Annotated in this window: 21 protein-coding genes, 1 tRNA gene and 1 other annotated feature; all 22 genes read left to right on the forward strand. The window is 47.2% G+C overall.

The window, feature by feature from the left end; genetic code table 11:
* Positions 1–244: hypothetical protein (locus ACTTK6_RS07160; RefSeq protein ID WP_462833069.1), on the forward strand; the 244-nt coding region annotated here is incomplete at its 5' end.
* A gap of 164 nt (positions 245–408) precedes the next feature.
* Positions 409–672, forward strand: a complete 264-nt coding sequence (locus ACTTK6_RS07165; protein WP_022793139.1) for a phosphocarrier protein HPr — start codon at positions 409–411, stop codon at positions 670–672.
* The gene (gene ptsP / locus ACTTK6_RS07170) at positions 672–2,393 is read left to right on the forward strand and encodes a phosphoenolpyruvate--protein phosphotransferase (protein ID WP_462833070.1); all 1,722 of its coding nucleotides are present in this window, start codon (positions 672–674) and stop codon (positions 2,391–2,393) included. Before ACTTK6_RS07165 ends, ptsP begins: the two co-directional genes overlap by 1 nt.
* A gap of 228 nt (positions 2,394–2,621) precedes the next feature.
* Positions 2,622–3,491: a glutamate racemase gene (racE, locus tag ACTTK6_RS07175; RefSeq protein WP_462833071.1), complete on the forward strand. Its 870-nt coding sequence runs from the start codon at positions 2,622–2,624 to the stop codon at positions 3,489–3,491.
* Positions 3,460–4,236, forward strand: coding sequence for a ribonuclease PH (rph, locus tag ACTTK6_RS07180; protein ID WP_462833072.1), 777 nt, complete (start codon positions 3,460–3,462; stop codon positions 4,234–4,236). Before racE ends, rph begins: the two co-directional genes overlap by 32 nt.
* Positions 4,237–4,833 (forward strand): XTP/dITP diphosphatase, encoded by a 597-nt coding sequence (locus ACTTK6_RS07185; protein WP_462833073.1) that lies wholly within the window; start codon positions 4,237–4,239, stop codon positions 4,831–4,833.
* A 40-nt stretch (positions 4,834–4,873) separates the two neighbouring features.
* Positions 4,874–5,404 carry a metallophosphoesterase gene (locus ACTTK6_RS07190; protein ID WP_462833074.1) on the forward strand — a complete coding sequence of 177 codons (531 nt, stop codon included), beginning with the start codon at positions 4,874–4,876 and terminating at the stop codon, positions 5,402–5,404.
* A 72-nt stretch (positions 5,405–5,476) separates the two neighbouring features.
* Positions 5,477–5,553: transfer RNA gene (locus ACTTK6_RS07195), tRNA-Arg, on the forward strand.
* A gap of 337 nt (positions 5,554–5,890) precedes the next feature.
* Entirely contained in the window at positions 5,891–6,796 is a 906-nt protein-coding gene (gene ilvE, locus ACTTK6_RS07200) for a branched-chain-amino-acid transaminase (protein ID WP_079475804.1), read from the forward strand.
* A gap of 37 nt (positions 6,797–6,833) precedes the next feature.
* Positions 6,834–7,086 (forward strand) — a binding site (T-box leader).
* Positions 7,087–7,214: 128 nt separating this feature from the next.
* Positions 7,215–8,942 carry an acetolactate synthase large subunit gene (gene ilvB / locus ACTTK6_RS07205; protein ID WP_079475805.1) on the forward strand — a complete coding sequence of 576 codons (1,728 nt, stop codon included), beginning with the start codon at positions 7,215–7,217 and terminating at the stop codon, positions 8,940–8,942.
* Positions 8,939–9,457, forward strand: a complete 519-nt coding sequence (gene ilvN, locus ACTTK6_RS07210) for an acetolactate synthase small subunit (RefSeq protein ID WP_079475806.1) — start codon at positions 8,939–8,941, stop codon at positions 9,455–9,457. The genes ilvB and ilvN overlap by 4 nt, the downstream gene beginning before the upstream one ends.
* 30 nt (positions 9,458–9,487) lie before the next feature.
* Entirely contained in the window at positions 9,488–10,492 is a 1,005-nt protein-coding gene (ilvC, locus tag ACTTK6_RS07215) for a ketol-acid reductoisomerase (protein WP_079475807.1), read from the forward strand.
* A 4-nt stretch (positions 10,493–10,496) separates the two neighbouring features.
* Positions 10,497–12,050: a 2-isopropylmalate synthase gene (locus ACTTK6_RS07220; RefSeq protein WP_094908461.1), complete on the forward strand. Its 1,554-nt coding sequence runs from the start codon at positions 10,497–10,499 to the stop codon at positions 12,048–12,050.
* 37 nt (positions 12,051–12,087) lie between these two features.
* Positions 12,088–13,176, forward strand: a complete 1,089-nt coding sequence (leuB, locus tag ACTTK6_RS07225; RefSeq protein WP_462833075.1) for a 3-isopropylmalate dehydrogenase — start codon at positions 12,088–12,090, stop codon at positions 13,174–13,176.
* Positions 13,177–13,193: 17 nt separating this feature from the next.
* Positions 13,194–14,609 carry a 3-isopropylmalate dehydratase large subunit gene (leuC, locus tag ACTTK6_RS07230; RefSeq protein ID WP_462833076.1) on the forward strand — a complete coding sequence of 472 codons (1,416 nt, stop codon included), beginning with the start codon at positions 13,194–13,196 and terminating at the stop codon, positions 14,607–14,609.
* Positions 14,610–14,621: 12 nt separating this feature from the next.
* Positions 14,622–15,212 carry a 3-isopropylmalate dehydratase small subunit gene (leuD, locus tag ACTTK6_RS07235; protein ID WP_462833077.1) on the forward strand — a complete coding sequence of 197 codons (591 nt, stop codon included), beginning with the start codon at positions 14,622–14,624 and terminating at the stop codon, positions 15,210–15,212.
* Between the two features lie 144 nt (positions 15,213–15,356).
* Positions 15,357–16,379 carry a tetratricopeptide repeat protein gene (locus ACTTK6_RS07240; RefSeq protein ID WP_462833078.1) on the forward strand — a complete coding sequence of 341 codons (1,023 nt, stop codon included), beginning with the start codon at positions 15,357–15,359 and terminating at the stop codon, positions 16,377–16,379.
* A 143-nt stretch (positions 16,380–16,522) separates the two neighbouring features.
* Positions 16,523–17,860, forward strand: a complete 1,338-nt coding sequence (gene tig / locus ACTTK6_RS07245) for a trigger factor (protein WP_079475812.1) — start codon at positions 16,523–16,525, stop codon at positions 17,858–17,860.
* Positions 17,861–18,187: 327 nt separating this feature from the next.
* Complete coding sequence (gene clpX / locus ACTTK6_RS07250; protein WP_079475813.1) at positions 18,188–19,462, forward strand: ATP-dependent protease ATP-binding subunit ClpX; 1,275 nt, start codon at positions 18,188–18,190, stop codon at positions 19,460–19,462.
* A gap of 232 nt (positions 19,463–19,694) precedes the next feature.
* Positions 19,695–22,028, forward strand: a complete 2,334-nt coding sequence (gene lon, locus ACTTK6_RS07255; RefSeq protein ID WP_462833079.1) for an endopeptidase La — start codon at positions 19,695–19,697, stop codon at positions 22,026–22,028.
* Entirely contained in the window at positions 22,015–22,596 is a 582-nt protein-coding gene (yihA, locus tag ACTTK6_RS07260; protein WP_079475815.1) for a ribosome biogenesis GTP-binding protein YihA/YsxC, read from the forward strand. The genes lon and yihA overlap by 14 nt, the downstream gene beginning before the upstream one ends.
* A gap of 213 nt (positions 22,597–22,809) precedes the next feature.
* On the forward strand, positions 22,810–24,210 hold the full coding sequence (hemA, locus tag ACTTK6_RS07265) for a glutamyl-tRNA reductase (protein WP_462833080.1): 1,401 nt from the start codon (positions 22,810–22,812) through the stop codon (positions 24,208–24,210).
* Positions 24,211–24,220 lie beyond the last annotated feature (10 nt).

Genomic DNA, 24,220 nt, shown 5'->3' on the forward strand with positions numbered 1-24,220 from the left:
GGATGCTTCTTTTTCCCTCAATGGCACAAACAAAGGCCTCCGAAAATCATTTTCGGAGGCCTTTGTCTACAATCTGAGGCAGCCCCCGGGCTGTCTTTTTTATTATATTTATGAAAAGTCACTGACCGTTTTGCCTGCCAATACAGCGAAAGCAGCTTTGTTCATTATGAGAAAGCCGGCTGCTGCGTCTATTCTTGTTTCCCATAAAACTCAGTGGTACAATATAACAGTATTTACATACTGAAACCGTTGATAATAGCAGTGTACAAGGCTCCGGGTTTATGGAGCAGATCGCAGTTGCGACTTTATTAAGGGTGAAGTACAATATAAAAAGCCTGCTTTCCAGAAAAGCGCACATGGTGCGTGCTTCTTAGTGAAAGCGATCTATATTGAAAAGGGGTATAAATCATGCAGGAAAAAACATTCACTATTACAAACGAAACAGGAATCCACGCGCGTCCGGCGACGCAGCTTGTAAACAAAGCCGGCCAGTTTTCTTCAGACATTTCTTTAGAATACAACGGCAAATCGGTAAACTTGAAATCCATCATGGGCGTTATGTCCCTCGGCGTTGGAAAAGGTTCCGAGGTAACGGTTAAAATTGAAGGCAACGATGAAGAGGAAGCGATGGAAGCAGTGGATCAAGTGATTAAAGAAGGGCTTGGAGAATAATGAGTGCCAGCCTGACAGGGATTGCTGCCTCAAAAGGAATAGCGATTGCAAAAGCTTTTCTTTTGGAAGAACCGGAATTAGACATAAGTAAAAAAACGGTGGATAGCGCCCAGGAAGAGATCACAAGATTTAAAGAAGCAGTTCAGGAGTCCAAGCATGAACTTCAGGTGATTAAGGAAAAAACACTTCAGGACATGGGAGAAGACCAGGCGGAGATTTTCTCTGCCCATCTGCTCGTTCTGGAGGATCCTGAGATTATGGATGGTGTCTCCAGTAAAATTACGGAAGAGAGCGCCAATGCAGAATATGCTCTCAGCGAAGTAGCCAATATGTATGTGGATATGTTTGAGAACATGGATAATGAATACATGAAAGAGCGCGCCGCAGATATCCGGGATGTGTCAAAACGTGTTCTTATGCATTTATTTGGTCTTGAGAATACCAGCCTGGCAACGATTGACCAGGAAGTAGTAGTTATTGCTGATGACCTGACCCCGTCTGATACGGCCCAATTGAACGAATACGTTCGAGGCTTTGCTACAGACATCGGCGGGCGTACGTCTCATTCTGCTATTATGGCCAGATCGATGGAAATTCCGGCTGTCGTGGGCACAAAAGAAGCAACGGACACGATTAATCAGGACGACCTTTTGATTGTAGACGGCCTGGAGGGCCGGGTTATCGTTAATCCAAGTGATGCCGAAGTCCAGGAGTACAAAGAAAAGCTAGAACAGTTTAACCGCCAGAAAGAAGAGTGGGCGAAGCTGGTCAATGAGCCGACGGAAACAGAGGACGGGCACACGGTAGAACTGGCAGCTAATATTGGTACCCCGAACGACCTCGACGGCGTCTTAGCTAACGGAGCAGAAGGCATCGGTTTATACCGGACAGAGTTTTTGTACATGGGCAGAAATGAACTTCCTTCTGAAGAAGAGCAGTTTGAGGCTTATAAAGAAGTGCTTGAGCGCATGCAAGGAAAACCAGTAGTTATACGTACGCTTGATATCGGCGGCGATAAAGAACTTCCATACTTGGATCTGCCAAAAGAAATGAATCCGTTTCTCGGCTTTCGAGCGATCCGTCTGTGCCTCGAAAAAAAAGATATGTTTCGGACACAGCTCCGCGCTCTCTTGCGGGCGAGCTCCTACGGGAAGTTAAAAATTATGTTCCCGATGGTTGCTACAGTAGAAGAAGTCCGTGAAGCCAAAGCGATGCTCGCGGAGGCAAAAGAAGAGCTCCAGGGTGAAAATATCGAAGTTTCCGATGATATTGAAGTAGGTATTATGGTAGAAATTCCTTCCACAGCGGCGGCAGCAGAAATTTTTGCTAAAGAAGTGGACTTCTTCAGTATAGGTACTAACGATTTAATCCAATACACGCTTGCTGCGGACCGGATGAGCGAAAAAGTTGCTCATCTGTATCAGCCTTACCACCCGGCGATTCTTCGTTTAGTTAAAAACGTAATCGACGCTGCTCATAAAGAAGGCAAGTGGGCAGGAATGTGCGGCGAAATGGCTGGCGAACCTGCAGCGGTTCCTCTTCTGTTAGGGTTAGGATTGGATGAATTCAGCATGAGCGCCACCTCAGTGCTCCCGGCAAGAACCCAGCTGCGTTCGTTGAAGAAAACAGATGCAGAAGGGCTTGTAGAAGAAGCGATGAAATGTGCCACAGCGGATGAAATCGCTGAGCTTGTGGAAAACAGAGGGTTTATCATTCAGTAAGCAGGACGCAGGCAAGTGAAAAGTCTGGAACCGTTGATAGGTTCCAGGCTTTTTTGTGGGTGATGAAACGCTCATTTTCTTGTATACTGAAAAAGTTGATGTTCCTGAGTGAAAAAGCTCTTTACAAAAATTATAATATTGGTAGTAGTCCTGAGGCAGGGCATAGAGTGAAAAAACCTGGTTAGTCCAAGTCCGGACAACACGGGCTGAAAATGGAGAGAAGCAAACATGAAACAACCTATTGGCGTTATTGATTCAGGCCTCGGAGGCCTGACTGTTGCCCGGGAAATTTTAAGGCAGCTGCCAAAAGAAGAAATGATATACATAGGGGACACTGCCAGGTGTCCGTATGGCCCGCGGCCGATTGAAGAAGTAAGGATTTTTACCTGGCAGATGATTGAGCGGCTGCAGTCTGAGAATATTAAAATGCTTGTGATCGCCTGTAACACAGCAACAGCCGTGGTTCTTGAAGAAGTAAAACAGGCGTTGGACATTCCGGTCGTAGGTGTAATAACTCCTGGAGCCATCTCCGCACTGAAAGTAACAAAGACAGATCAGGTAGCCGTTATCGGTACGAGTGGCACCGTCAGCAGCGGCGCATACGAACGGGCCTTGAAGTCCATAAATGAAGAGGTAGAAGTCACCTCGCTTGCATGTGTGCCATTCGTTCCGCTTGTTGAGCAGGGGCAATGCGAGGGGAAGGCAGTTCTCGATATCGTGAAGCAGACACTGCTGCCATTAGAGCACGTTTCGTATGATACGCTGATTTTAGGCTGTACTCACTACCCATTGCTTGAAAGTGTCATCCAGGAGGCAGTTGGACCGGAAATTCAGTTAATTTCCTCCGGCGATGAAACAGCCAGGGAAGTAAGCACGCTGCTTAATTATCATGAAACCTTAAATGCGGGAGATATTCCTCCAATTCACAGGTTTTATACTACAGGCCCTGAAACAGAATTCCGAAACATAGCAAACCAATGGATGGACCAACATATAGAACAGGTAGTTTCTATTCGGCTTGATACTAGCGGAAGGTTTACCAGGAGTGAAAAGAAAGGAAGATTGTATGAATCGATTGGACGGAAGGGAATGGAATGAACTTCGTTCTATTCAAATTGAAACAGATTATTTAAAGCATCCTGAAGGCTCGGTGCTGATTTCCTTTGGACAGACAAAGGTGATTTGTACGGCGAGTATTGAAGAACGGGTCCCCCCTTTTATGCGTGGGGAGAAAAGAGGATGGATTGCGGCAGAATACTCGATGCTGCCACGAGCGACTGAAACCCGTAATATCCGGGAAGCGGCACGAGGCAAGCTTACGGGAAGGACTATGGAAATTCAGCGCTTAATTGGGCGTGCGCTCCGGGCGGTAGTGGATCTAAAACTTCTCGGTGAACGCACCGTATGGATTGACTGCGATGTCATTCAGGCCGACGGAGGGACTCGTACCGCTTCGGTAACAGGAGCCTTTATTGCACTTGCTATGGCTGTGCAGTCCTACCACGAGCAGGGGAAATTCAAAGGCTTTCCCATAACGGATTATTTAGCGGCTGTATCTGTAGGGCTTAACGCTGAACAGAAGACCATCCTCGACCTTGCTTATGCAGAAGATTCACAGGCAAATGTAGATATGAACGTAGTGATGACTGGAAACGGGGAATACGTAGAAGTACAGGGTACAGGGGAAGAAGCCTCGTATACAAGAGGACAGCTTAATGATATGCTCGATACTGCAGAGACAGGAGTATATGAGATCATTCAGCTTCAAAAGCAGGTTATTGGGCCCGCAGCGGCTTCTATCGAAGAAAAGTTTTCAGATGATGGCAGCGGAAGGATGGTGTAATTGAAAACGATCGTAATAGCTACAAAAAACGCTGGCAAAGTAAAAGAGTTTGAACACATGTTTGGCAGTCAGTATAAAGTGGAATCTTTACTGGAGAAAAAGATTGACGATATCCCTGAAACAGGCGTTACCTTTGAAGAAAATGCCATTATTAAAGCAGAAGCTGTGAGAGACCATCTCAACTGTACAGTGATTGCAGACGATTCAGGTCTGGAGATTGATGCTTTAGACGGCCGTCCGGGCGTGTACTCTGCCCGGTATGCAGGAGAAAACAAAGATGACGAAGCGAACATGGAAAAAGTTTTACAGGAATTAAAGCATATTCCTCGTGATAGACGCAGCGCCCGTTTTGTTTGTGTGCTGGCCGTGGCACTGCCAGACGGAAGTGTGCATACATTTACGGGAACGTGTGAAGGGGAAATAGCAGAGGCGCGGGCTGGAACTAACGGTTTTGGTTATGATCCTGTGTTCTATTTGCCAGACTACAAAAAGACGATGGCAGAGTTGAATGCAGAAGAAAAGCACCGTATCAGTCATCGGGGCAGGGCGCTTGAAAAGCTTTGGGCTCAGGGCCGGAAGCTGCTGCTGGACAGCTGAAAATAATTTTATGAATCATAAAGAGTTGGAGGCAGAATCAATGGACATTTTAGTGGTAAGCGACAATCATGGAAGCGAAGAAGTATTAAAGCAGGTACTCGACCGTCATCAGGAAGGAGTAAGTGCTGTGCTGCACTGCGGGGATTCGGAAGCCTCGCCGGATGACAAACTGTTAAATAATGTGCACATCGTACAGGGCAATGTCGACAGTCCGGGAAATTTCCCTGATGAATTAACGGTAGATGTGGGGCACATTAAAACGTATCTTACTCACGGACATTTATACCAGGTGAAAACATCGTATGCTTCGCTCTTTTCTAAAGCTGAGCAAATCAACGCTGACCTGGTATGCTCCGGCCATACTCACGTAGCTGGGGCGTTCGAAGAAGACGGAACAATTTTTGTGAATCCCGGAAGCCTGCTGCTTCCGCAGGAACGGCCCGAACAGACGTATGCTATCGTAAATGTCTCCAATCAGGGCCAGTCGATTAACGTCCATTTTTACGAGAGAGACTCAGGCAATGAGCTTCTTGATCTTTCAAAAAGCTTTCCGTTTCCAGAGGGTGAATAAAATCCCTCTGGAAACCTTTATTGACTTTTAAGGAAAAATATTTTAACATAATGAATGTCGCAAAAAACAGATGTCCCAGTAGCTCAGCTGGATAGAGCAACAGCCTTCTAAGCTGTAGGCCGCAGGTTCGAGTCCTGCCTGGGACGCCATTTTTAATTATCGATATGTTCAAGGGACAGAAAAGGGGCCTCCTTTTCTGTCCCTTTTATTTTACTTTCAAACCGCTGTTGGAAAAGAGAAAAGCGGAAAATATGGAAGATTATATTTCAGCATAGTGGACACTGGAACTTATATCTGATGCAGAAGTACAAATTATCTAAAAAGTTTATTTAAAATGGTTGACCACAAACTAGATTGGGCGTAATATATACGTCAAACGTTAAAAATGTAGTCAGAGAAAGAACATTTGCCTTTTGAGGGTGTACACATTACCCTGTTAAATTAGAAAGGCAGACGATAGATTGAAGGGACGCAGAGGTGATATCAGTGTCGGAACAATGGATATTTTTGGACGGAGAATTCGTCAAAAAGGAAGATGCCAAAATCTCCGTATATGATCATGGTTTTTTATACGGCGATGGCGTTTTCGAAGGCATTCGCGTATACAATGGCAATATTTACAAGCTGGATGAACACCTTTTGCGTTTATACCACTCTGCGAAATCGATCATGCTTGATATACCTCAATCTAAAGAAGAGATGACGGAAATCATCAGGCAGACACTGCAGAAAAATAAACTTGAAGATGCTTATATCCGGCTTGTCGTTTCAAGAGGCGTAGGAAACCTTGGCCTGGATCCTGCATCGTGTGCAAATCCTTCTATCATAGTTATCGCAGAGGAGCTTGCAATCTATCCAAAAGAATTTTATGAGCACGGCCTTGAAATTGTGACAGTGGCGACCCGGCGGAACCGGCCGGATGTGTTAAGTCCTAAGGTGAAATCATTAAATTATCTGAATAATATACTGGTGAAAATGGAAGCAAGCCTGGCCGGCGTCAGTGAGGCATTGATGCTGAACGATCAGGGGTATGTCGCGGAAGGGTCCGCAGATAATATCTTTATTATTAGAAATGGAGCGCTGATGACGCCGCCGGGATACATTGGAGCTTTAGAGGGAATCACCCGGCAGGCGATTCTGGAAATGGCTGCAGACATGGGATACGACGTGCGCGAAGAGGCCTTTACAAGACACGACGTCTATACCGCCGAGGAGGTCTTTCTGACCGGCACAGCTGCAGAAGTCATTGCCGTTGTGAAGGTAGACGGAAGAATAATTGGGGACGGGGAGCCGGGAGAAGAAACAAACCGTCTTCTGCGCGCTTTCAGACAGAAAGTAGTAGAGGACGGAGTAAAAGTTTATTCAGACAATTCCCGCATAGAGATTGGCTAATTGACTGAATAGATGTACAATATAATTAAATAGTATTGAGAAATCGACGACAGGGACCAGTAAATAATGTATTTTCCTTCACAGAGAGCTGCCGTGGCTGAAAGAGCAGCAGGAAATCGTATTGAACTCCCCCTTGAGAGCTTTCCTGAACCTGAGTAGGGAAAGCCGGATGCCGAGTGGGCCTCCGTTATGGCAAACCGAACCGGAAAAGCGGTTCTTAAGGCAATAAGTGCGAGCTTATTGTAAAAAAGGGTGGTACCGTGAAAAGCAGACGTCTTTTCGCCCCTTTAGAGCAGCAGCAGCTGTCTATTGGAGGTGAAAGGGCGTTTTTTATTATCCAGTAGTTCCCTTCTCGGAGGACGTATATAGAGGCAGGCAGTGAGAAAGAAAAGATTTGAGTATAAAAGGAGGAGCGAGTATGAATACAAGAGTGAGAGAAGTAAAAGGGCGCGAACTGAAAGACGAAAACCAGGAAATGAGTGGCTCAAGCATGCTGATCCAGGCTTTGGCCAGGGAAAATGTAGACACTATTTTCGGCTATCCCGGCGGGGCTATTCTTCCCACTTACGACGAAATCTACCGTACCGGTATCCGTCATATCCTTTCGCGGCATGAGCAGGGGGCCATTCATGCAGCAGAGGGATATGCAAGAGTTTCAGGGAAGCCCGGTGTGTGTGTCGTAACGTCAGGACCAGGAGCTACAAACGTGGTCACCGGCATTGCTGACGCTATGATTGACTCTCTCCCTCTTGTGGTTGTGACCGGTCAGGTAGCTACCTCCGTGATTGGTACGGACGCTTTTCAGGAAGCAGATATCCTGGGTATTACGATGCCGATCACGAAGCATAATTTTCAGGCACGAACGGTAGAAGACCTGCCGAGAATTATCAGGGAAGCATTCCATATTGCTACCACAGGGCGTCCGGGACCGGTCGTAATTGACCTTCCTAAAGACGTATCCATTGCCTCTGGAATGTTTCATTACGATGATGAGCCGAACCTCCCTGGCTACCAGCCAACGTACACACCAAACAAACTTCAGATCCGCAAGCTTGCCGAGGCAGTAACGAAAGCCAAGCGTCCGGTAATTCTCTCCGGAGCGGGCATTCTGCATGCCGGTGCTTCCCCGGAACTGCTTGAATTCGTTGAACAGCAGCAGATTCCGGTTGCTTCAACGCTTCTTGGACTTGGCGGATTTCCAGGTACTCATGAACTGGCGCTTGGCATGGCCGGAATGCACGGAACGTATGCAGCCAATATGGCCCTCCACGAAGCTGACCTGCTTATCAATATTGGCGCCCGCTTTGACGACCGTGTCACCGGGAATCTGGAGCACTTCGCCCCGCAAGCGACAGTCGCCCACATTGACGTTGATCCGGCAGAGATCGGTAAAATCATTGAAACGCATATCCCGGTAGTGGGGGATGCCAAAGAAGCCCTTCGCCTTTTGAATGAAGTAAACCCACAGCCTGGCGAAAGCGTGCGCTGGAGAATGAAAGTGGACGAATGGCAGCAGGAATTCCCGCTCTGGTACAAGGAAGGCTCTGAGTATATTAAACCGCAGAAGCTTACAGAGTTAGTGTATGAGAAAACTAATGGCGAAGCGATTATCACGACGGACGTTGGCCAGCACCAAATGTGGGCTGCCCAGTATTATAAATTCGACCATCCGAACGCCTGGGTGACAAGCGGAGGACTCGGAACAATGGGATTCGGGTTTCCAGCTGCAATCGGTGCCCAGTTTGCTGAGCCGGACCGTCAGGTGGTAGCTATTCTTGGAGATGCCGGCTTTCAAATGACAATGCAGGAGCTATCGATTCTGCAGGAGCTGAATCTGCCGGTGAAAGTGCTTTTGGTCAATAATGCCTCCCTTGGTATGGTCCGCCAGTGGCAGCAGCTCTTTTATGAAGAGCGGTATTCGAACTCCCTGTTCCCGATCCAGCCGGATTTCGTGAAAATGGCGGAAGCGTACGATATTAAAGGGTACAAAATCACTGACGAAAATGAAGTAGCAGGAGTGCTTGAAGAAGCATTTAATTATAATGGCCCGGTGGTTATCGACTGCAGAGTACACGAAGAAGAAAATGTGTATCCGATGATCGCTCCCGGGCAGGGGCATCATCAAATGGAAGGAGTGAAACCATGAGGCGGACCATTACAGCGACAGTAAACAATACAACAGGAGTAATGAACCGCATTACGGGCCTGTTTGCCCGCCGTCATTTTAATATTGAAAGCATCACGGTTGGGATGACGGAAAACCCGGAGGTGTCGAGAATGACATTCGTGGTGAACGTGAGTGACCAACGGGGGCTCGACCAGGTCATCAAGCAGCTGAACAAACAGGTGGACGTACTAAAAGTCCGTGATATTACCGATGAAGCGATTGTAGCCAGAGAACTCGCGATGATTAAAGTCATGACAGGTTCCGGCCAGCGTGGAGAAATATCGGATTTAATTGCCCCGTTCCGTGCCACAGTCATCGATGTCGGCAGAGAAAGCGTCACGATTCAGGTAACTGGGGACACACCGAAAGTAGAGGCGCTCATCGATCTCTTAAGGCCGTACGGCATTAAAGAAATGGCCCGCACGGGTGTAACGGCTTTCCAAAGAGCTACGAAAAAAAGCAATGATCAAACCAGGTATTCCATTATTAATTAATGAGTATTCATAAAAGGAGAGGTTCTAGCAATGGCAAAGGTATTTTATAACAACGATGTAAATGAGGCAGCACTTCAGGAGAAAACAGTAGCAATCGTAGGTTATGGCTCTCAGGGCCACGCCCACGCCCAAAACCTTCGCGAAAGCGGCGTTCACGTTATCATTGGACTTCGCAGAGGAAAGTCATGGGACAAGGCGTCGGAGGATGGATTTGAAGTATATTCTGTAAAAGAAGCGTCAGCAAAAGCAGACGTTATCATGATCCTCCTTCCGGATGAGTATCAGCCGACGATCTACACAGAAGAAATCAAGCCGGAGCTTAAAGCTGGAAAAGCGATTGCGTTTGCGCACGGTTTCAATATTCATTTCAGCCAGATTGTGCCACCGGAAGATGTGGACGTATTCATGGTAGCACCTAAAGGGCCGGGACATATTGTGCGCCGGACATTCGAACAGGGAGCCGGTGTGCCTGCCCTGTATGCTGTGTATCAGGATGCAAGTGGAAATGCCATGAACTCTGCACTTGCTTATGCAAAACAAATTGGCGCCGGTCGTGCCGGTATTTTAGAAACGTCTTTCCAGGAAGAAACAGAAACCGATCTCTTCGGGGAACAGGCTGTTCTTTGCGGCGGAACGTCCGCGCTTGTTAAAGCCGGGTTCGAAACGCTTGTTGAAGCCGGATATCAGCCGGAAATTGCCTATTTTGAGTGCCTGCACGAGCTGAAGCTGATCGTTGATTTGATGTATGAAGGCGGTCTTGAAGGTATGCGCTATTCTATTTCAGACACCGCCCAGTGGGGAGATTTCCAGGCTGGACCGCGCATTGTAACAGAAGATACCAAACAGGCCATGAAAGGCATTCTGACTGATATTCAAACCGGCCGTTTTGCTAAAGGATGGATTGCAGAAAACCAGGCGAACCGTCCAGAATTCAACGCTACCAACGCCCGGGAAAGAAATCACCTCGTTGAGCAGGTAGGCCGTGAACTCCGCGAAATGATGCCGTTTGTTAACCCAAATTCCAAGGGAGTGTAATGCTGTGAAAAACATTAACGTTTTCGATACGACGCTTCGAGATGGAGAGCAGACGCCGGGCGTCAACCTGAACTTTGAAGAAAAGCTTCAAATTGCGAAACAGCTCGAACGTCTGGGTGTTGATATTATTGAAGCGGGATTTCCAGCTGCTTCTAAAGGCGACCTCCGTTCTGTAAAGGAAATCGCGGATACTGTCAAAAACAGTTCAGTAACCGGCTTGTCCCGGGCGCTTACTTCTGATATCGATGCCTGCTGGGAAGCGTTAAAAGGAGGGGCGGAGCCAAGAATTCACGTGTTTTTGGCTACTTCCCCCATCCATCGTGAGCACAAGCTTCATATGACACAGGCACAGGTAATTGAGACAGCGGTTAACGCGGTACGCTATGCAAAAGAACGTTTTGCCAAAGTCCAGTTTTCTGCAGAGGATGCCTGCCGGACAGAGCTGCCATTCCTGGCAGAAGTCGTCGAAGCAGTTATCGATGCCGGCGCCGACGTAGTGAACCTGCCGGACACAGTCGGCTTTATTATGCCGGAGGAAATCCGCAGTATGTTCCGCTATATTAAGAATGAGGTACCGAACGCCGATAAAGCTGTACTGTCAGCGCATTGCCATGACGATCTCGGCATGGCGACCGCTAACTCGCTGGCTGCTGTAGAAGGCGGCGCCGAGCAGGTGGAATGTACCATCAACGCGGTTGGAGAACGTGCTGGCAATGCTTCGTTGGAAGAAATTGCAGTTGCTCTGCATATCCGGAATGATTTTTATGGCAAATCGACCAATATTACGCTAAACGAAATTAAACGGACGAGCAGCCTTGTCAGTTCCCTGATGGGTATGCAGGTTCCAAACAACAAAGCCGTCGTCGGCGACAATGCTTTTGCCCATGAATCCGGTATTCATCAGGACGGCGTATTGAAAGAAACGTCAACGTATGAAATTATTACGCCGGAGCTTGTCGGTGTAGAAGCGAACCGGATGGTGCTCGGCAAACTTTCCGGCCGGCACGCCTTTAAAGAAAAAATTATTTCTCTTGGTTACAATGCCACCGAAGAAGAGATCAATAAAGTCTTCAAATCATTTAAAGAACTGGCAGATAAGAAAAAAGAGATTACGGATGAAGATATTTTTGCTTTAATGGCCGATGAGAAAGCCGGCGATGCGGTAAAATACTATACTCTTGAAACTCTGCAGGTCACGTATGGAACCGCCAATATACCAACTGCTACGGTTACGGTATTGGATCAGGCAGGAGAGCGCCTCGAGCATGCAGGTACTGGCTCGGGAAGTGTGGAAGCTCTTTACAACACGCTTGAAAAAATTGTTGGTGAAGGATTTACACTTCAGGATTATCGTATCCAGTCCACCACCGGTGGCCGCGATGCGTTAGCAGAAGTATTTGTGCGCCTGGCATTTGAAGAAACAGAATCAAGTGGACGCGGAACAGATAACGATGTGCTTGAAGCTTCTGCAAAAGCGTATATTAACGCGGTGAATCGTGTAATGAACCAGCGGCGTGCAGAAAACCAGCCGAAAGTAGCAAATATATCCACGCCATAAAATAATTACTGAAGCAGCGGACAAGGGAGAGATCGAGATGGAAAAGAAGATTGCGATCCTGCCCGGTGACGGTATCGGACGGGAAGTAACAGAGGCTGCAGCTCAGGTGCTGAAGCAGGTTGAAACATCGTTTAACCATTCATTTACGTTTGAGTATGCAGATATCGGCGGAGGTGCGGTGGACAAGTACGATGACCCGCTTCCTGCTCATACGCTTGATATTTGTAAAAAAAGCGATGCCATTCTGCTCGGGGCAGTAGGAGGCCCGGCGTGGGACCACCTTCCGGGAGAAAAACGTCCGGAAAAGGGGCTGCTCCGCATCCGTAAAGAATTAAGACTGTTTGCCAATCTGCGCCCGGTCCGCAGTTTCAAAAGTTTGCTGCACAGTTCGCCTCTGCGTGAAGAAGTTATTGATGGAGTCGACGTGATGATTGTCCGGGAACTAACCGGAGGTCTCTATTTTGGTGAGCCGAGAGAACGCCGGACCATCGATGGGGAAGAAGCAGCGGTGGACACATTAGTATATAAAAAATCAGAGATTCAAAGAATCGTTCAGCAGGCTTTTGAAATTGCCCGTTTACGCACGCAAAAAGTAATATCAGTTGATAAAGCGAACGTTCTTGAATCAAGCCGCCTGTGGCGGGGAACAGCCGAAGAAACAGCCAGAGACTACCCGGACGTGGAGCTTGAGCATATGCTTGTAGATAACGCTGCCATGCAAATTATGTATGATCCCAAAAAGCTGGATGTCATCGTAACGGAAAACATGTTTGGAGATATTTTAAGCGATGAAGCGTCCATGCTGACAGGGTCACTCGGCATGCTGCCGTCTGCGAGCATAGGCAGTGAAAAGCCAGCTTTATATGAACCGGTCCACGGGTCGGCACCTGATATCGCTGGAAAGAAAATAGCCAATCCTCTGGCCACGATCGCTTCAAGTGCCATGATGCTGAAATATTCATTCGGCCTTCAGAGAGAGTCAGATGTCGTAGAAGAAGCTATTGAACAGGTACTTTTAGAGGGGCTTCTTCCAGCAGACCTAAGCAGGGGTGAAACCTCTGCTGCCTCGACTGACGAAATCACAAAAGCTGTATGCCGTCATATTGAAAGGCTGGCATTAAAATAATAAAAGGAGGAAGTTCCATGAAGCCTAGAACTATCATTGATAAGATCTGGAATGAGCATGCAGTTCGTGCCGAAGCCGGTAAACCGAATTTAATGTATGTTGACCTTCACATGGTCCACGAAGTCACGTCCCCGCAGGCCTTTGAAGGACTCCGGCTGAGCGGACGCCCGGTAAGGCGGCCGGATCTGACCTTTGCGACGATGGATCATAATGTGCCGACGTTGAACCGGGAGTCTATTACAGACGCCATTTCGAAAAAGCAGATTGATACTCTTTTTGATAACTGTAAAGAGTTTGGCGTGGAGCTTGCTGATATTCACAGCCCAAATAACGGTATCGTGCATATTATCGGTCCAGAGCTCGGACTGACCCAGCCAGGGAAAACAATAGTTTGCGGTGACAGTCACACGTCTACTCACGGTGCTTTTGGAGCTCTTGCTTTTGGAATTGGTACAAGTGAAGTGGAGCATGTGCTTGCCACGCAGACGTTGTGGCAGTCTCCTCCGAAAACGATGGAGGTCCACGTGGATGGAAGACTGGGCACCGGGGTAACAGCCAAGGATATTATTTTGTCGATCATTGCAAAATTCGGCGTTGATTTCGGCAGCGGTTATGTACTGGAATATACAGGCGAGGCAATCCGTGGGCTGACAATGGAAGAGCGGATGACGATATGCAACATGTCTATCGAAGCCGGCGCGCGTGCCGGTCTGATCAGCCCGGACCAGGTAACGTTTGATTACTTGAAAGGCCGCCGATTTGTATCGGAAGGTGCAGCGTTTGATGAAAAAGTGAACCAGTGGCGCCAGCTTGCTACAGACGAAGGAGCCGAATACGATGAACGCGTGGTGATCGCCGGAGACGAAATTGAGCCAATGGTAACATGGGGGACCAATCCATCCCAGGGTGTAGGTATCCATGGCACCGTTCCGTATCCGGAAGACGGCAGAAATGCCACTGAAAAAAAAGTGATTAAAACATCGCTGGATTACATGGCACTGGAGCCCGGGACGAAAATTACAGATATCCATGTGCAGCATGTGTTTCTTGGTTCCTGTACCAATGCACGGATCGGAGACCTTCGTGAAGCTGCTAAAATTATCCGCGGCAACAAAGTAGCTGAGGGCATCCGGGCAATGGTGGTGCCGGGCTCCCAGCAGGTAAAGCTGCAGGCGGAAGAGGAAGGACTCGACCAGGTGTTCAAGGAAGCTGGATTTGAATGGAGAGACTCGGGGTGCAGCATGTGCCTCGGTATGAACCCTGATTTCGTGCCGGAGGGAGAGCGGTGTGCCTCCACCTCCAACAGGAACTTTGAAGGCAGGCAGGGAAAAGGAGCAAGGACACATCTGGTCAGTCCGGCTATGGCAGCAGGGGCTGCTATTTATGGACACTTCGTAGATGTGCGCAATTTAGATAAAACAGTTTCGTCATAAGGAGGGACCGGGATGGAAGCACTCACGGTGCATGAAGGAAATACGGCTGTACTGGAAAGGGCTAATGTGGACACAGACCAGATTATTCCGAAGCAGTTCTTAAAGCGCGTGGAGCGTACTGGGTTCGGTCAATTTTTATTTTTCGATTGGCGTTTCAAGTCAGATGGGGAAGAAGACCCTTCTTTTGAACTGAACTATCCATCGGCAGTCAATGCTTCGATTTTGATTGCTGATCACAATTTTGGTTCAGGCTCGTCGAGGGAACACGCCCCGTGGGCCCTTCAGGACTATGGGTTTCGGGTTATTATCGCACCCAGCTATTCAGATATTTTTTACAATAACTGTGTTAAAAACGGTATACTGCCGGTAAGACTACCCGAAAATCAGGTTTATGAACTGATGCAGAACGGGAAGAATAAAGAGTACCACTTAACAGTAGATTTACAAAATCAGCAGATCTCTGATAAAAATGAAGGTTTTCAGGCGACATTTGAAATAGATCCTTATTGGAAAGAGATGCTGTTAAACGGATGGGATGAAATTAGTATTACGCTTCAATATGAAGAAGACATCGAAGCGTATGAAAAACGGGTCAAAGTTTAACGGGATAGGCGGCCCATAGCGGCCGTCTTCTTTTGTACATTAAGATTTGCTGCATAGCTTTATACATATATATACAATTTGACCTGCCCACCCGAAAATGTATGATCTACTGGCATAGCGGATTTGCACAGAAGGAGGCTTCAGATGGGTAAAATGCCGAAGCAGAAGGTTGTTTCTTTCCCCGGAACAGCCAGCCGATTGGTTAAGCAGGGACTTGAACAACTGAAAGCGGGGGAAAAAGAACAGGCAGTACATGTGTTTCGCCATGCACTGATGCATGACAGTGTTAACCCGGATGCTTCCTATGGTCTTCTGTTGGCGTATGCTGAAGCAGGGCAACTGCAGAAGGCAGCCGCATGGGGGGAAGAGCTGCTGCAAGACAGGACCAGTGATTTTCTCGAAATCCTGCAAGTATATGTGCCGGTCCTGGCCCAACTGGGCAGGTACGACCAGGTAGTTGAAACGCTGGACGAAGTACAGGAGACAAAAAGCATCCCCAGCCATCTTCGGGAGCAGTTCGAGGAGTTGTATACCCTGGCTGGCGGAATGATGCAGACGGAAGTTGATACAGAACAATATAATAATCCAATACCGGAGGACCGTTCTTCGCTGCCGGTGGAATGGGAAATGATACTTCAAATGGGCACGGAGGAGCAGAAACTGAATGTGTTAAACGTGCTTCGAAAAGAAGGGCCGGAAACATGGAGGTCTGCGATAAGGGAGCTGCTTGCCCGCCCGGAGACCTCTCCTTTAATGAAGAGTTTCCTTCTGCTGCTCTTAAAGGATTGGCAGGTCGAGGAGACTATATGGGTGGAGAAGCTGGGAAGGAAAGGGGAGTTTGCCCCCTCGACGCTGCCGGCTTTGGAAGAAAGCAGTTCATATAAGGAGTCCTCGTTTCTGCTGGACAGCTCGCTCAGCGACAAAGACCCGGTTCTTCTGCAGCATGCAAAAGAGTTGCTGCAGCAGCTGCTGTTGTACTACTATCCTTTCCCGCCTTCAGTCCAGATTGAAGTGCTGGCAGCAGTTCTGCACTTCGAGACGTTCCGGCAGTTTGAGCCGCTCCCGGACGAAAAGGGTATCAGGGATTTTTACGGGGTGGCTGAACCAGGATTTAAGTCGATGCAGCAGGAATATGAAAGGATTCAGGGGTTCATTCAGGAAATTTGAAACACCCCATTTGAGAGTATTGTTTAATCCCTTGTGGGAGTAAGTTTAGCGGAAAATGATTCATTCATTGAAATGGTTTAGTGTTATGTTATAATAGGGTAGTTGTTTACACGGTAGAACCTAGTTATTTGGAGGGAATTTGAATGAATGCCAGTTGGGAAAAGAAAGAAGGAAACCAGGGAGTCTTAACCGTAGACGTAGAGTCGGAACGGTTTGATAAAGCTCTGGATCAAGCATTTAATAAAGTGAAAAACGATGTATCTATTCCAGGATTCCGTAAAGGAAAAGTACCGCGGAAGCTTTTTGAAAGCCGTTTTGGAGTAGAGTCTTTATATCAGGACGCATTGGATATCCTGCTTCCGGATGTTTATGCCGAAGCAGTGGATGAAGCGGGAATTGAACCAGTTGACCGGCCGGAAATTGATGTGGAAGAAGTGGAAAAGGGCAAAGACCTGAAATTCACAGCAACAGTTACCGTGAAGCCGGAAGTAGAGCTCGGCGAAATTAAAGGGCTTGAAGTAGAAGAGTTCGATACCTCTGTATCAGATGAAGAAGTGAATGAAGAGCTTGAAAATCTTCAAAGCAAATATGCAGATCTTGCCGTGGTCGAAGAAGGCGAAGTTCAGGACGGGGATACTGCTGTACTTGATTTCGAAGGCTTCGTAGACGGAGAAGCTTTTGAAGGCGGCAGTGCGGAAAATCATTCGCTTGAAATCGGCTCCGATTCCTTCATTCCAGGATTTGAAGAGCAGGTTGTAGGCATGCAGCCGGGTACAGAAAAAGACATTACGGTTACCTTTCCGGAAGAATACCATGCTGAAAACCTTGCCGGGCAAGAAGCTGTCTTCCATGTCAAACTTCATGAAATCAAGCGTAAAGAGCTTCCAGAGCTCGACGATGAATTCGCGAAGGACGTAGAAGAGCACGAAGCAGAAACACTCGACGAACTTAAAGAAGCAGTGCGCCATCAGCTCGAACATGATCGTGAGCATGAAAAAGAGCATCACGAGCGTGACACAGTAGTTGAACAAGCAGCGGAGAAAGCTTCAGCAGAAATTCCGCAGGCAATGATCAACACAGAATCCGACCGTATGCTTCAGGAATTCAGCCAGCGTCTCCAGTCCCAGGGAATGACTCTTGAAATGTATCAGCAGGTTACTGGTACGGACGAAGAAGGCATGAAAGAGCAGTTCCAGCCGGAAGCTGAAAAACGTGTCCGCATGAATCTGACACTCGAAGCTGTAGCCGAGCAGGAAAACCTCGAAGCAAGTGAAGAAGACGTGGAAAACGAACTTCAAAAAATGGCTGACATGTACCAGCGTGATAAAGAAGAAATCCGCAGCCTCATCGAAATGCAGGGCGGCGTGGATATGCTGAAACAGGATCTTCGTCTGCAGCGTGCGATTGATTACCTTGTAGAGCACAGCAAAACTGTACCGAAGAAGGAAAAACCAGAAGCTGAAGAAGCCGAAAGCGAATAAGGCATAAATGCTGTAAAAATCCTGAGGGTGAAGTGTGCCTTCAGGATTTTTCCGCCTAAAACGCTTAAAACCCAATTGTTTTGCCCTGCGCAGGGCGGAGGGTATTGTTTCGATTTCCATAGGAAAGTATGATACAATTCAACTCAAGCGCAATAATTGTGTTATTTAAAAATCTCCTATATAGTAAACGAAGAATTAATATTTGTTTGTAGATAGAACAGAGAATATGCCGCGCTGAGAAGAATAGCTGGAAGGCTCAATCAGACGGTTTGATTGTATACATTACGCTGTTTCAAGCGTTTCATATTTAGGTGAGGGGTGAACCAGTTGATTAAATTCAATGAAGAAAAAGGTCAGTTGAAATGTTCCTTCTGTGGAAAAACTCAGGATCAGGTTCGTAAACTGGTCGCCGGGCCCGGGGTATACATTTGTGATGAATGTATCGAACTGTGCACGGAGATCGTGGAAGAAGAATTAGGTTCAGAAGAAGAAGTGGAATTCGAAGAAATTCCGAAGCCGTACGAAATTAATGAGACACTTGATGATTATGTTATCGGCCAGGAAAGAGCGAAAAAATCACTTTCTGTAGCGGTCTATAATCACTACAAACGTGTAAATTCGACTAAGAAAACCGACGATGTGGAGTTGGCCAAAAGTAATATAGCGCTTCTAGGCCCGACCGGTAGCGGGAAAACGTTATTAGCCCAGACGCTGGCCCGTATTCTGAACGTCCCGTTTGCGATCGCGGATGCGACTTCTTTAACAGAAGCAGGGTACGTAGGCGAAGACGTGGAAAATATTCTGCTGAAGTTGATCCAGGCAGCTGATTACGATACAGAAAAAGCTGAAAAAGGGATTATTTATATTGATGAAATCGATAAAGTAGCCCGTAAATCAGAAAACCCGTCTATTACTCGTGATGTGTCCGGGGAAGGGGTGCAGCAGGCCCTCCTGAAAATTCTGGAAGGAACAACAGCAAGTGTTCCACCGCAAGGCGGCAGAAAGCATCCTCATCAGGAATTCATCCAGATCGATACAAGCAACGTGCTTTTCATCTGCGGCGGTGCATTTGATGGTATCGAGCAGATTGTAAAAGAACGTCTCGGCCGTAAAATTATCGGTTTCGGAGCGGAATCTGAAAATGCAGAGATGGGCCACGATGAATACATGAGCCGGATTCTGCCGGAAGACCTGCTCCGTTATGGCCTGATTCCTGAATTTATCGGCCGTATCCCGGTTATTTCCAGCTTGTCGCAATTGGACGAGGAAGCATTGATTGAAATTCTTACGCAGCCGAAAAACGCGCTCGTTAAGCAGTATCAGAAGCTGCTGGAAATGGACGAAGTGGAGCTTGAATTCACTGAAGACGCGCTACGTGCGATTGCCCGCAAAGCAATTGAGCGTAAAACCGGGGCTCGGGGACTTCGTTCTATTATCGAAGGCATCATGCTTGATGTCATGTATGATCTGCCTTCCAAAGAAGAAATTGTTTCCTGCACTATTACAGCAGAAAGCGTAGATAGTGATGGATCACCTCTTCTGAAAACAAAAGACGGCAAAGAAGTGACATTAAAACAGTACAAACCGAAAGAAAGTGCATAAACGGTTTTTCGCCTGAATGAAAAGGAACCTTATACAGAAACCCCCGCATCCGTATGGTGCGGGGGTTCTGATTATTTATACATAGTATTTATACGCCACTTCCTGTCAATGAGTAATGTTTCATAGACAGTAAATTTATAAATAGGATAAAATAAATAGTATACCTTTAGAACGTAACAACTGTATTATTGCCCAGCAAACGAACATAATTTGACGATAGAGGTGTTAATGAATGCCAAATACAACCACGATCTCCATTCCGATGCTGCCGCTTCGCGGGCTGCTTGTTTTCCCTTCGATGGTGCTTCATTTGGATGTGGGAAGAGATAAATCAGTAGAAGCCCTTGAACAGGCTAATGCGAAAGACAGCCGCATCCTGCTCGTAACGCAGAAAGATTTATCAGTAGATAATCCGGGAGAAGCTGATGTGTATCATGTCGGTACGGTGGCAAAAATCAAGCAGATGCTGAAGCTTCCAAACGGAACTATCCGTGTGCTGGTGGAAGGTCTGGAACGCGCAGAAATAAAAGAGTTTATCGACAAAGACGATTTTTTCGAAGTGGAAATGGAAGTACTGCCTACAGAAGAGCACACAGATTCAGCTGAAGAGCAGGCGCTTATGAGAAAAGCACTCGAGGCTTTTGAACAATACGCCACTGCCTCCAAGCGTATTTCCAGTGAAACAATACAGTCGGTGCAGGATATAGCAGGAGCTGACCGGCTCGCTGATATGATCAGTTCCCATCTGCCGTTAAAAGTGGCAGAGAAGCAGGAGCTGCTTGAACAGTTCACTGCATCGGAGCGGCTTCGTAAAATTATCGATATTCTGCAGAAAGAACAAGAAGTATTAGGACTTGAAAACCAGATTGGCCAGCGCGTGAAAAAATCCATGGAAAAGACGCAGCGGGAATACTACCTGCGCGAACAAATGCGGGCCATCCAAAAAGAACTCGGAGAATCTGATGGAAAAGAAAGCGAAGTCGATGAACTGCAGGAAAAAATTCAGCAGGCAAACATGCCGGAGCAGGTGCAGGAAAAGGCCGAAAGGGAGCTCCGGAGATACGAAAAAATGCCTGGGGCTTCTGCAGAGACTTCCGTTATCCGGACATATATCGAATGGCTTGTGGATATACCGTGGTATGAGGAAACTGAAGACCAGCTCGACATTAAGCGTGCCCAGCGTGTGCTCGACGAAGATCATTACGGCCTCGAAAAAGTCAAAGACCGGGTGCTCGAGCACTTAGCTGTACAACAGCTGACAGAATCAGTGAAGGGACCTATTTTGTGCCTTACCGGACCGCCAGGCGTTGGAAAAACATCCTTAGCACGTTCCATTGCCCGCTCGCTCGACCGTAACTTCACGAGAATGAGCCTCGGAGGCATCCGGGATGAAGCAGAGATACGCGGCCACCGAAGAACGTATGTCGGCGCTATGCCCGGACGCATTATTCAGGGCATGAAAAAAGCTGGAACTGTTAATCCGGTATTTCTGCTTGACGAGATCGACAAGATGGCAAGTGATTTCCGCGGAGACCCGTCCTCAGCCATGCTTGAAGTATTAGATCCGGAACAAAATAATACATTTGAAGATCATTATGTGGAAGAGCCGTACGACCTTTCCAAAACGATGTTTATCACCACCGCCAACAATATGAATTCCATTCCTGAGCCGCTGCTTGACCGTATGGAGGTTATCCGAATAGCCGGGTATACCGAAGTTGAAAAAGAAGGCATCGCCAAAAATCACCTTGTAGAAAAGCAGATTAAAGAGAATGGATTGACAAAGGGCAGTATTCAATTCCGGCAGGGGGCTCTTTTGAAGCTGATCCGCGAGTACACGAGAGAAGCAGGCGTCCGGGGACTGGAAAGAGAAATTGCAGCGGTTTGCCGGAAAGCAGCAAAGCTGATCGTTATGGGTGAAAATAAAAAGGTAGTAGTAACGCCAGGGAAAATTGAAGAACTGCTTGGACGTCCAAGATACCGCTATGGACGCGCGGAAGAAGAAGACCAGGTGGGGGCAGCTACCGGCCTTGCCTATACCTCGGCTGGCGGCACAACTCTATCTATCGAAGTTTCTCTTGCAAAAGGAAACGGCCAGCTCCAGTTAACCGGAAAACTAGGCGATGTTATGAAAGAATCCGCCCAGGCCGCTTTCAGCTATATTCGGGCAAAAGCGGACGATTGGGGAGTGGATCCTAATTTTCAGGAAAAATGGGATATTCATATCCACGTCCCGGAAGGAGCCACTCCAAAGGACGGGCCTTCCGCTGGTATTACGATTGCAACAGCCCTGGTGTCTGCATTGTCCGGACGAAAAGTGAAAAAGGAAGTAGGAATGACCGGAGAAATCACTCTGCGCGGCAGAGTGCTGCCGATCGGCGGACTGAAGGAAAAATCAATGAGCGCCCACCGGGCCGGTCTAACGACGATCCTAATACCGGCCGATAATGAAAAGGATCTGGAAGATATACCGGAGAGCATCAAAAAAGACATTACATTTATCACGGTGAAACATCTTGATGAAGTGTTAAAAGAAGCATTGGAGGAGAAACATGAAAGTTCATAAATCGGAGCTGGTGATAAGCGCGGTCAGCCCTAAGCAATACCCTGAGGGGGGGCTTCCGGAAATTGCTTTGGCCGGAAGGTCCAACGTAGGGAAGTCTTCATTTATTAATTCCCTGCTGGCAAGAAAAAATCTGGCCCGGACTTCCTCAAAACCCGGTAAAACACGCACGCTCAACTTTTATAATATCGAGGATCGTTTTTTGTTTGTAGACGTCCCCGGCTACGGCTACGCGAAAGTTTCAAAAAGTGAGCGGGCTGCCTGGGGCGAAATGATGGAAGAATATCTTAAAAGCAGAGATGTGCTTAAAGCCGCTTTTTTGATTATTGATTTTCGCCACGAGCCGACAAAAGATGATATCGCGATGTACGATTACCTGAAATTCCACGAGCTTCCGGTAGTCATTATCGCCACAAAGGCGGACAAAATTACAAAAAACAAACGTCCCCGGCATTTAAAGCGTGTCAAAGAAACGCTTAATCTTAAGTCAGAAGACCAGACGGTGGTGTTTTCTGCAGAAACTGCCCAGGGAAAAGATGAAGCGTGGCGGGCTATTGAGCAGTTTATTTGAAAATAAAAAGTGGAAGTTATACATTGTAAAAGTGAGTGAATGATAAATAAAGCAGAAAAGAAACTGTCAGCCCTTGTTCACAAATTAACGCTAAAAGATAAATAGTTGTGTGATACAATGGGTTGTGTGAAGAGTGGAATGTAAAAATAGAGTTGAACATCTGGTGGTTGCATTAAACATGGTATTGATGACGCAGGGGGTGAAGATACGAACATGCATATTATTGTCGCTGGATTAGACTATAAAACAACTCCAGTTGAAACGAGAGAACGATTGGCTTTTCAAGAGGATACGCTTCCTCAGGCACTGCAGGAGCTTCGTGATATGAAAAGTATCCTGGAATGCGTCATCGTATCTACTTGTAACCGGACAGAAGTGTATGCGGTCGTCGATCAGCTGCACACAGGAAGACATTTTGTGAAAAAATTTCTCGGCCGCTGGTTTGAAATGCCGCAGGAAGAATTCGGCCCTTTCCTGAATATACGTGAAAATGATGCAGCAGTGCAGCATTTATTTCAGGTCACAAGCGGTCTGGATTCCATGGTGATCGGAGAAACGCAAATACTGGGACAGGTGAAAAATGCACTTGCTACTGCCCATGAAAATGATACCACCGGCACAATATTTAACGAACTGTTTAAACGTGCAGTCACGTACGCCAAACGGGCCCATCACGAAACAGAAATTAATGACAATGCCGTTTCGGTCAGCTATGCGGCTGTAGAGCTTGGAAAAAAAGTAGTCGGCTCGTTCAAAAATAAACGCGTGCTTGTTCTGGGAGCCGGAAAGATGAGCGAATTGACAGCTAAACACCTGCATTCGGGCGGTGCTGCCGAAGTGACGGTGTTTAACCGCACGTACGAAAAAGCAGAACAGATTGCCAGACAGTTTAATGGAAAAGCAAAATCGATGGATGAGCTTACTAATGCGCTTGTACAGGCAGACGTGTTGATTTCCTCCACGGGATCGGATGCGTATGTACTGAGTAAAGAACAGGTTGCTTCCGCTAACAAGAAACGAAAAGGCAAGCCGCTGTTTATGGTGGATATTGCTGTGCCAAGAGATCTTGATCCGGCACTGAATCAGCTCGATAACGTTTTTCTGTATGACATTGATGATCTGCAGGATATCGTAAATTCCAATATGGAGGAACGTAAAAAAGCTGCGGCACTGATGGAGAGAATGATCCATACCGAAGTGTCGGACTTCAAGGACTGGGTACACACGCTCGGAGTGGTGCCGGTGATTTCAGCTCTGCGCACAAAAGCTTTGGCCATCCAGGCAGATACTATGGAAAGCGTAGAGCGTAAACTTCCGGAGCTTACGGAGCGGGAGAAAAAAGTACTGCGTAAGCATACGAAAAGTATCATTAATCAAATGATCAAGGATCCGATAACAAAAGCAAAAGAAATGGCTGATAATAACGATGCAGAAGAAATGCTGCAGCTGTTTACTGAAATCTTTGCACTTGAAGAGGAAGTAGAAGAAGCAAGAGCAGCAGAGGAGCGCCAAATACGCAAGGAAGAAGCGGAGGAGGAATGGAATGCCTCTAGAGAATCACGCGGATTCCGCCTTCCGTATGCTTACGCGACAGACGTCGCTGTTCGTTCCTAAGAGAGGGGCG

The organism is Marinococcus salis (assembly GCF_054971365.1).

Bases quoted from the DNA above. Each gene is read 5' to 3' on its own strand.
- ACTTK6_RS07165 (WP_022793139.1), top strand. From the start codon at position 409: ATGCAGGAAAAAACATTCACTATTACAAACGAAACAGGAATCCACGCG.
- ptsP (WP_462833070.1), top strand. From the start codon at position 672: ATGAGTGCCAGCCTGACAGGGATTGCTGCCTCAAAAGGAATAGCGATT.
- racE (WP_462833071.1), top strand. From the start codon at position 2,622: ATGAAACAACCTATTGGCGTTATTGATTCAGGCCTCGGAGGCCTGACT.
- rph (WP_462833072.1), top strand. From the start codon at position 3,460: ATGAATCGATTGGACGGAAGGGAATGGAATGAACTTCGTTCTATTCAA.
- ACTTK6_RS07190 (WP_462833074.1), top strand. From the start codon at position 4,874: ATGGACATTTTAGTGGTAAGCGACAATCATGGAAGCGAAGAAGTATTA.
- ilvB (WP_079475805.1), top strand. From the start codon at position 7,215: ATGAATACAAGAGTGAGAGAAGTAAAAGGGCGCGAACTGAAAGACGAA.
- ilvN (WP_079475806.1), top strand. From the start codon at position 8,939: ATGAGGCGGACCATTACAGCGACAGTAAACAATACAACAGGAGTAATG.
- ilvC (WP_079475807.1), top strand. From the start codon at position 9,488: ATGGCAAAGGTATTTTATAACAACGATGTAAATGAGGCAGCACTTCAG.
- leuB (WP_462833075.1), top strand. From the start codon at position 12,088: ATGGAAAAGAAGATTGCGATCCTGCCCGGTGACGGTATCGGACGGGAA.
- leuC (WP_462833076.1), top strand. From the start codon at position 13,194: ATGAAGCCTAGAACTATCATTGATAAGATCTGGAATGAGCATGCAGTT.
- leuD (WP_462833077.1), top strand. From the start codon at position 14,622: ATGGAAGCACTCACGGTGCATGAAGGAAATACGGCTGTACTGGAAAGG.
- ACTTK6_RS07240 (WP_462833078.1), top strand. From the start codon at position 15,357: ATGGGTAAAATGCCGAAGCAGAAGGTTGTTTCTTTCCCCGGAACAGCC.
- tig (WP_079475812.1), top strand. From the start codon at position 16,523: ATGAATGCCAGTTGGGAAAAGAAAGAAGGAAACCAGGGAGTCTTAACC.
- lon (WP_462833079.1), top strand. From the start codon at position 19,695: ATGCCAAATACAACCACGATCTCCATTCCGATGCTGCCGCTTCGCGGG.
- yihA (WP_079475815.1), top strand. From the start codon at position 22,015: ATGAAAGTTCATAAATCGGAGCTGGTGATAAGCGCGGTCAGCCCTAAG.
- hemA (WP_462833080.1), top strand. From the start codon at position 22,810: ATGCATATTATTGTCGCTGGATTAGACTATAAAACAACTCCAGTTGAA.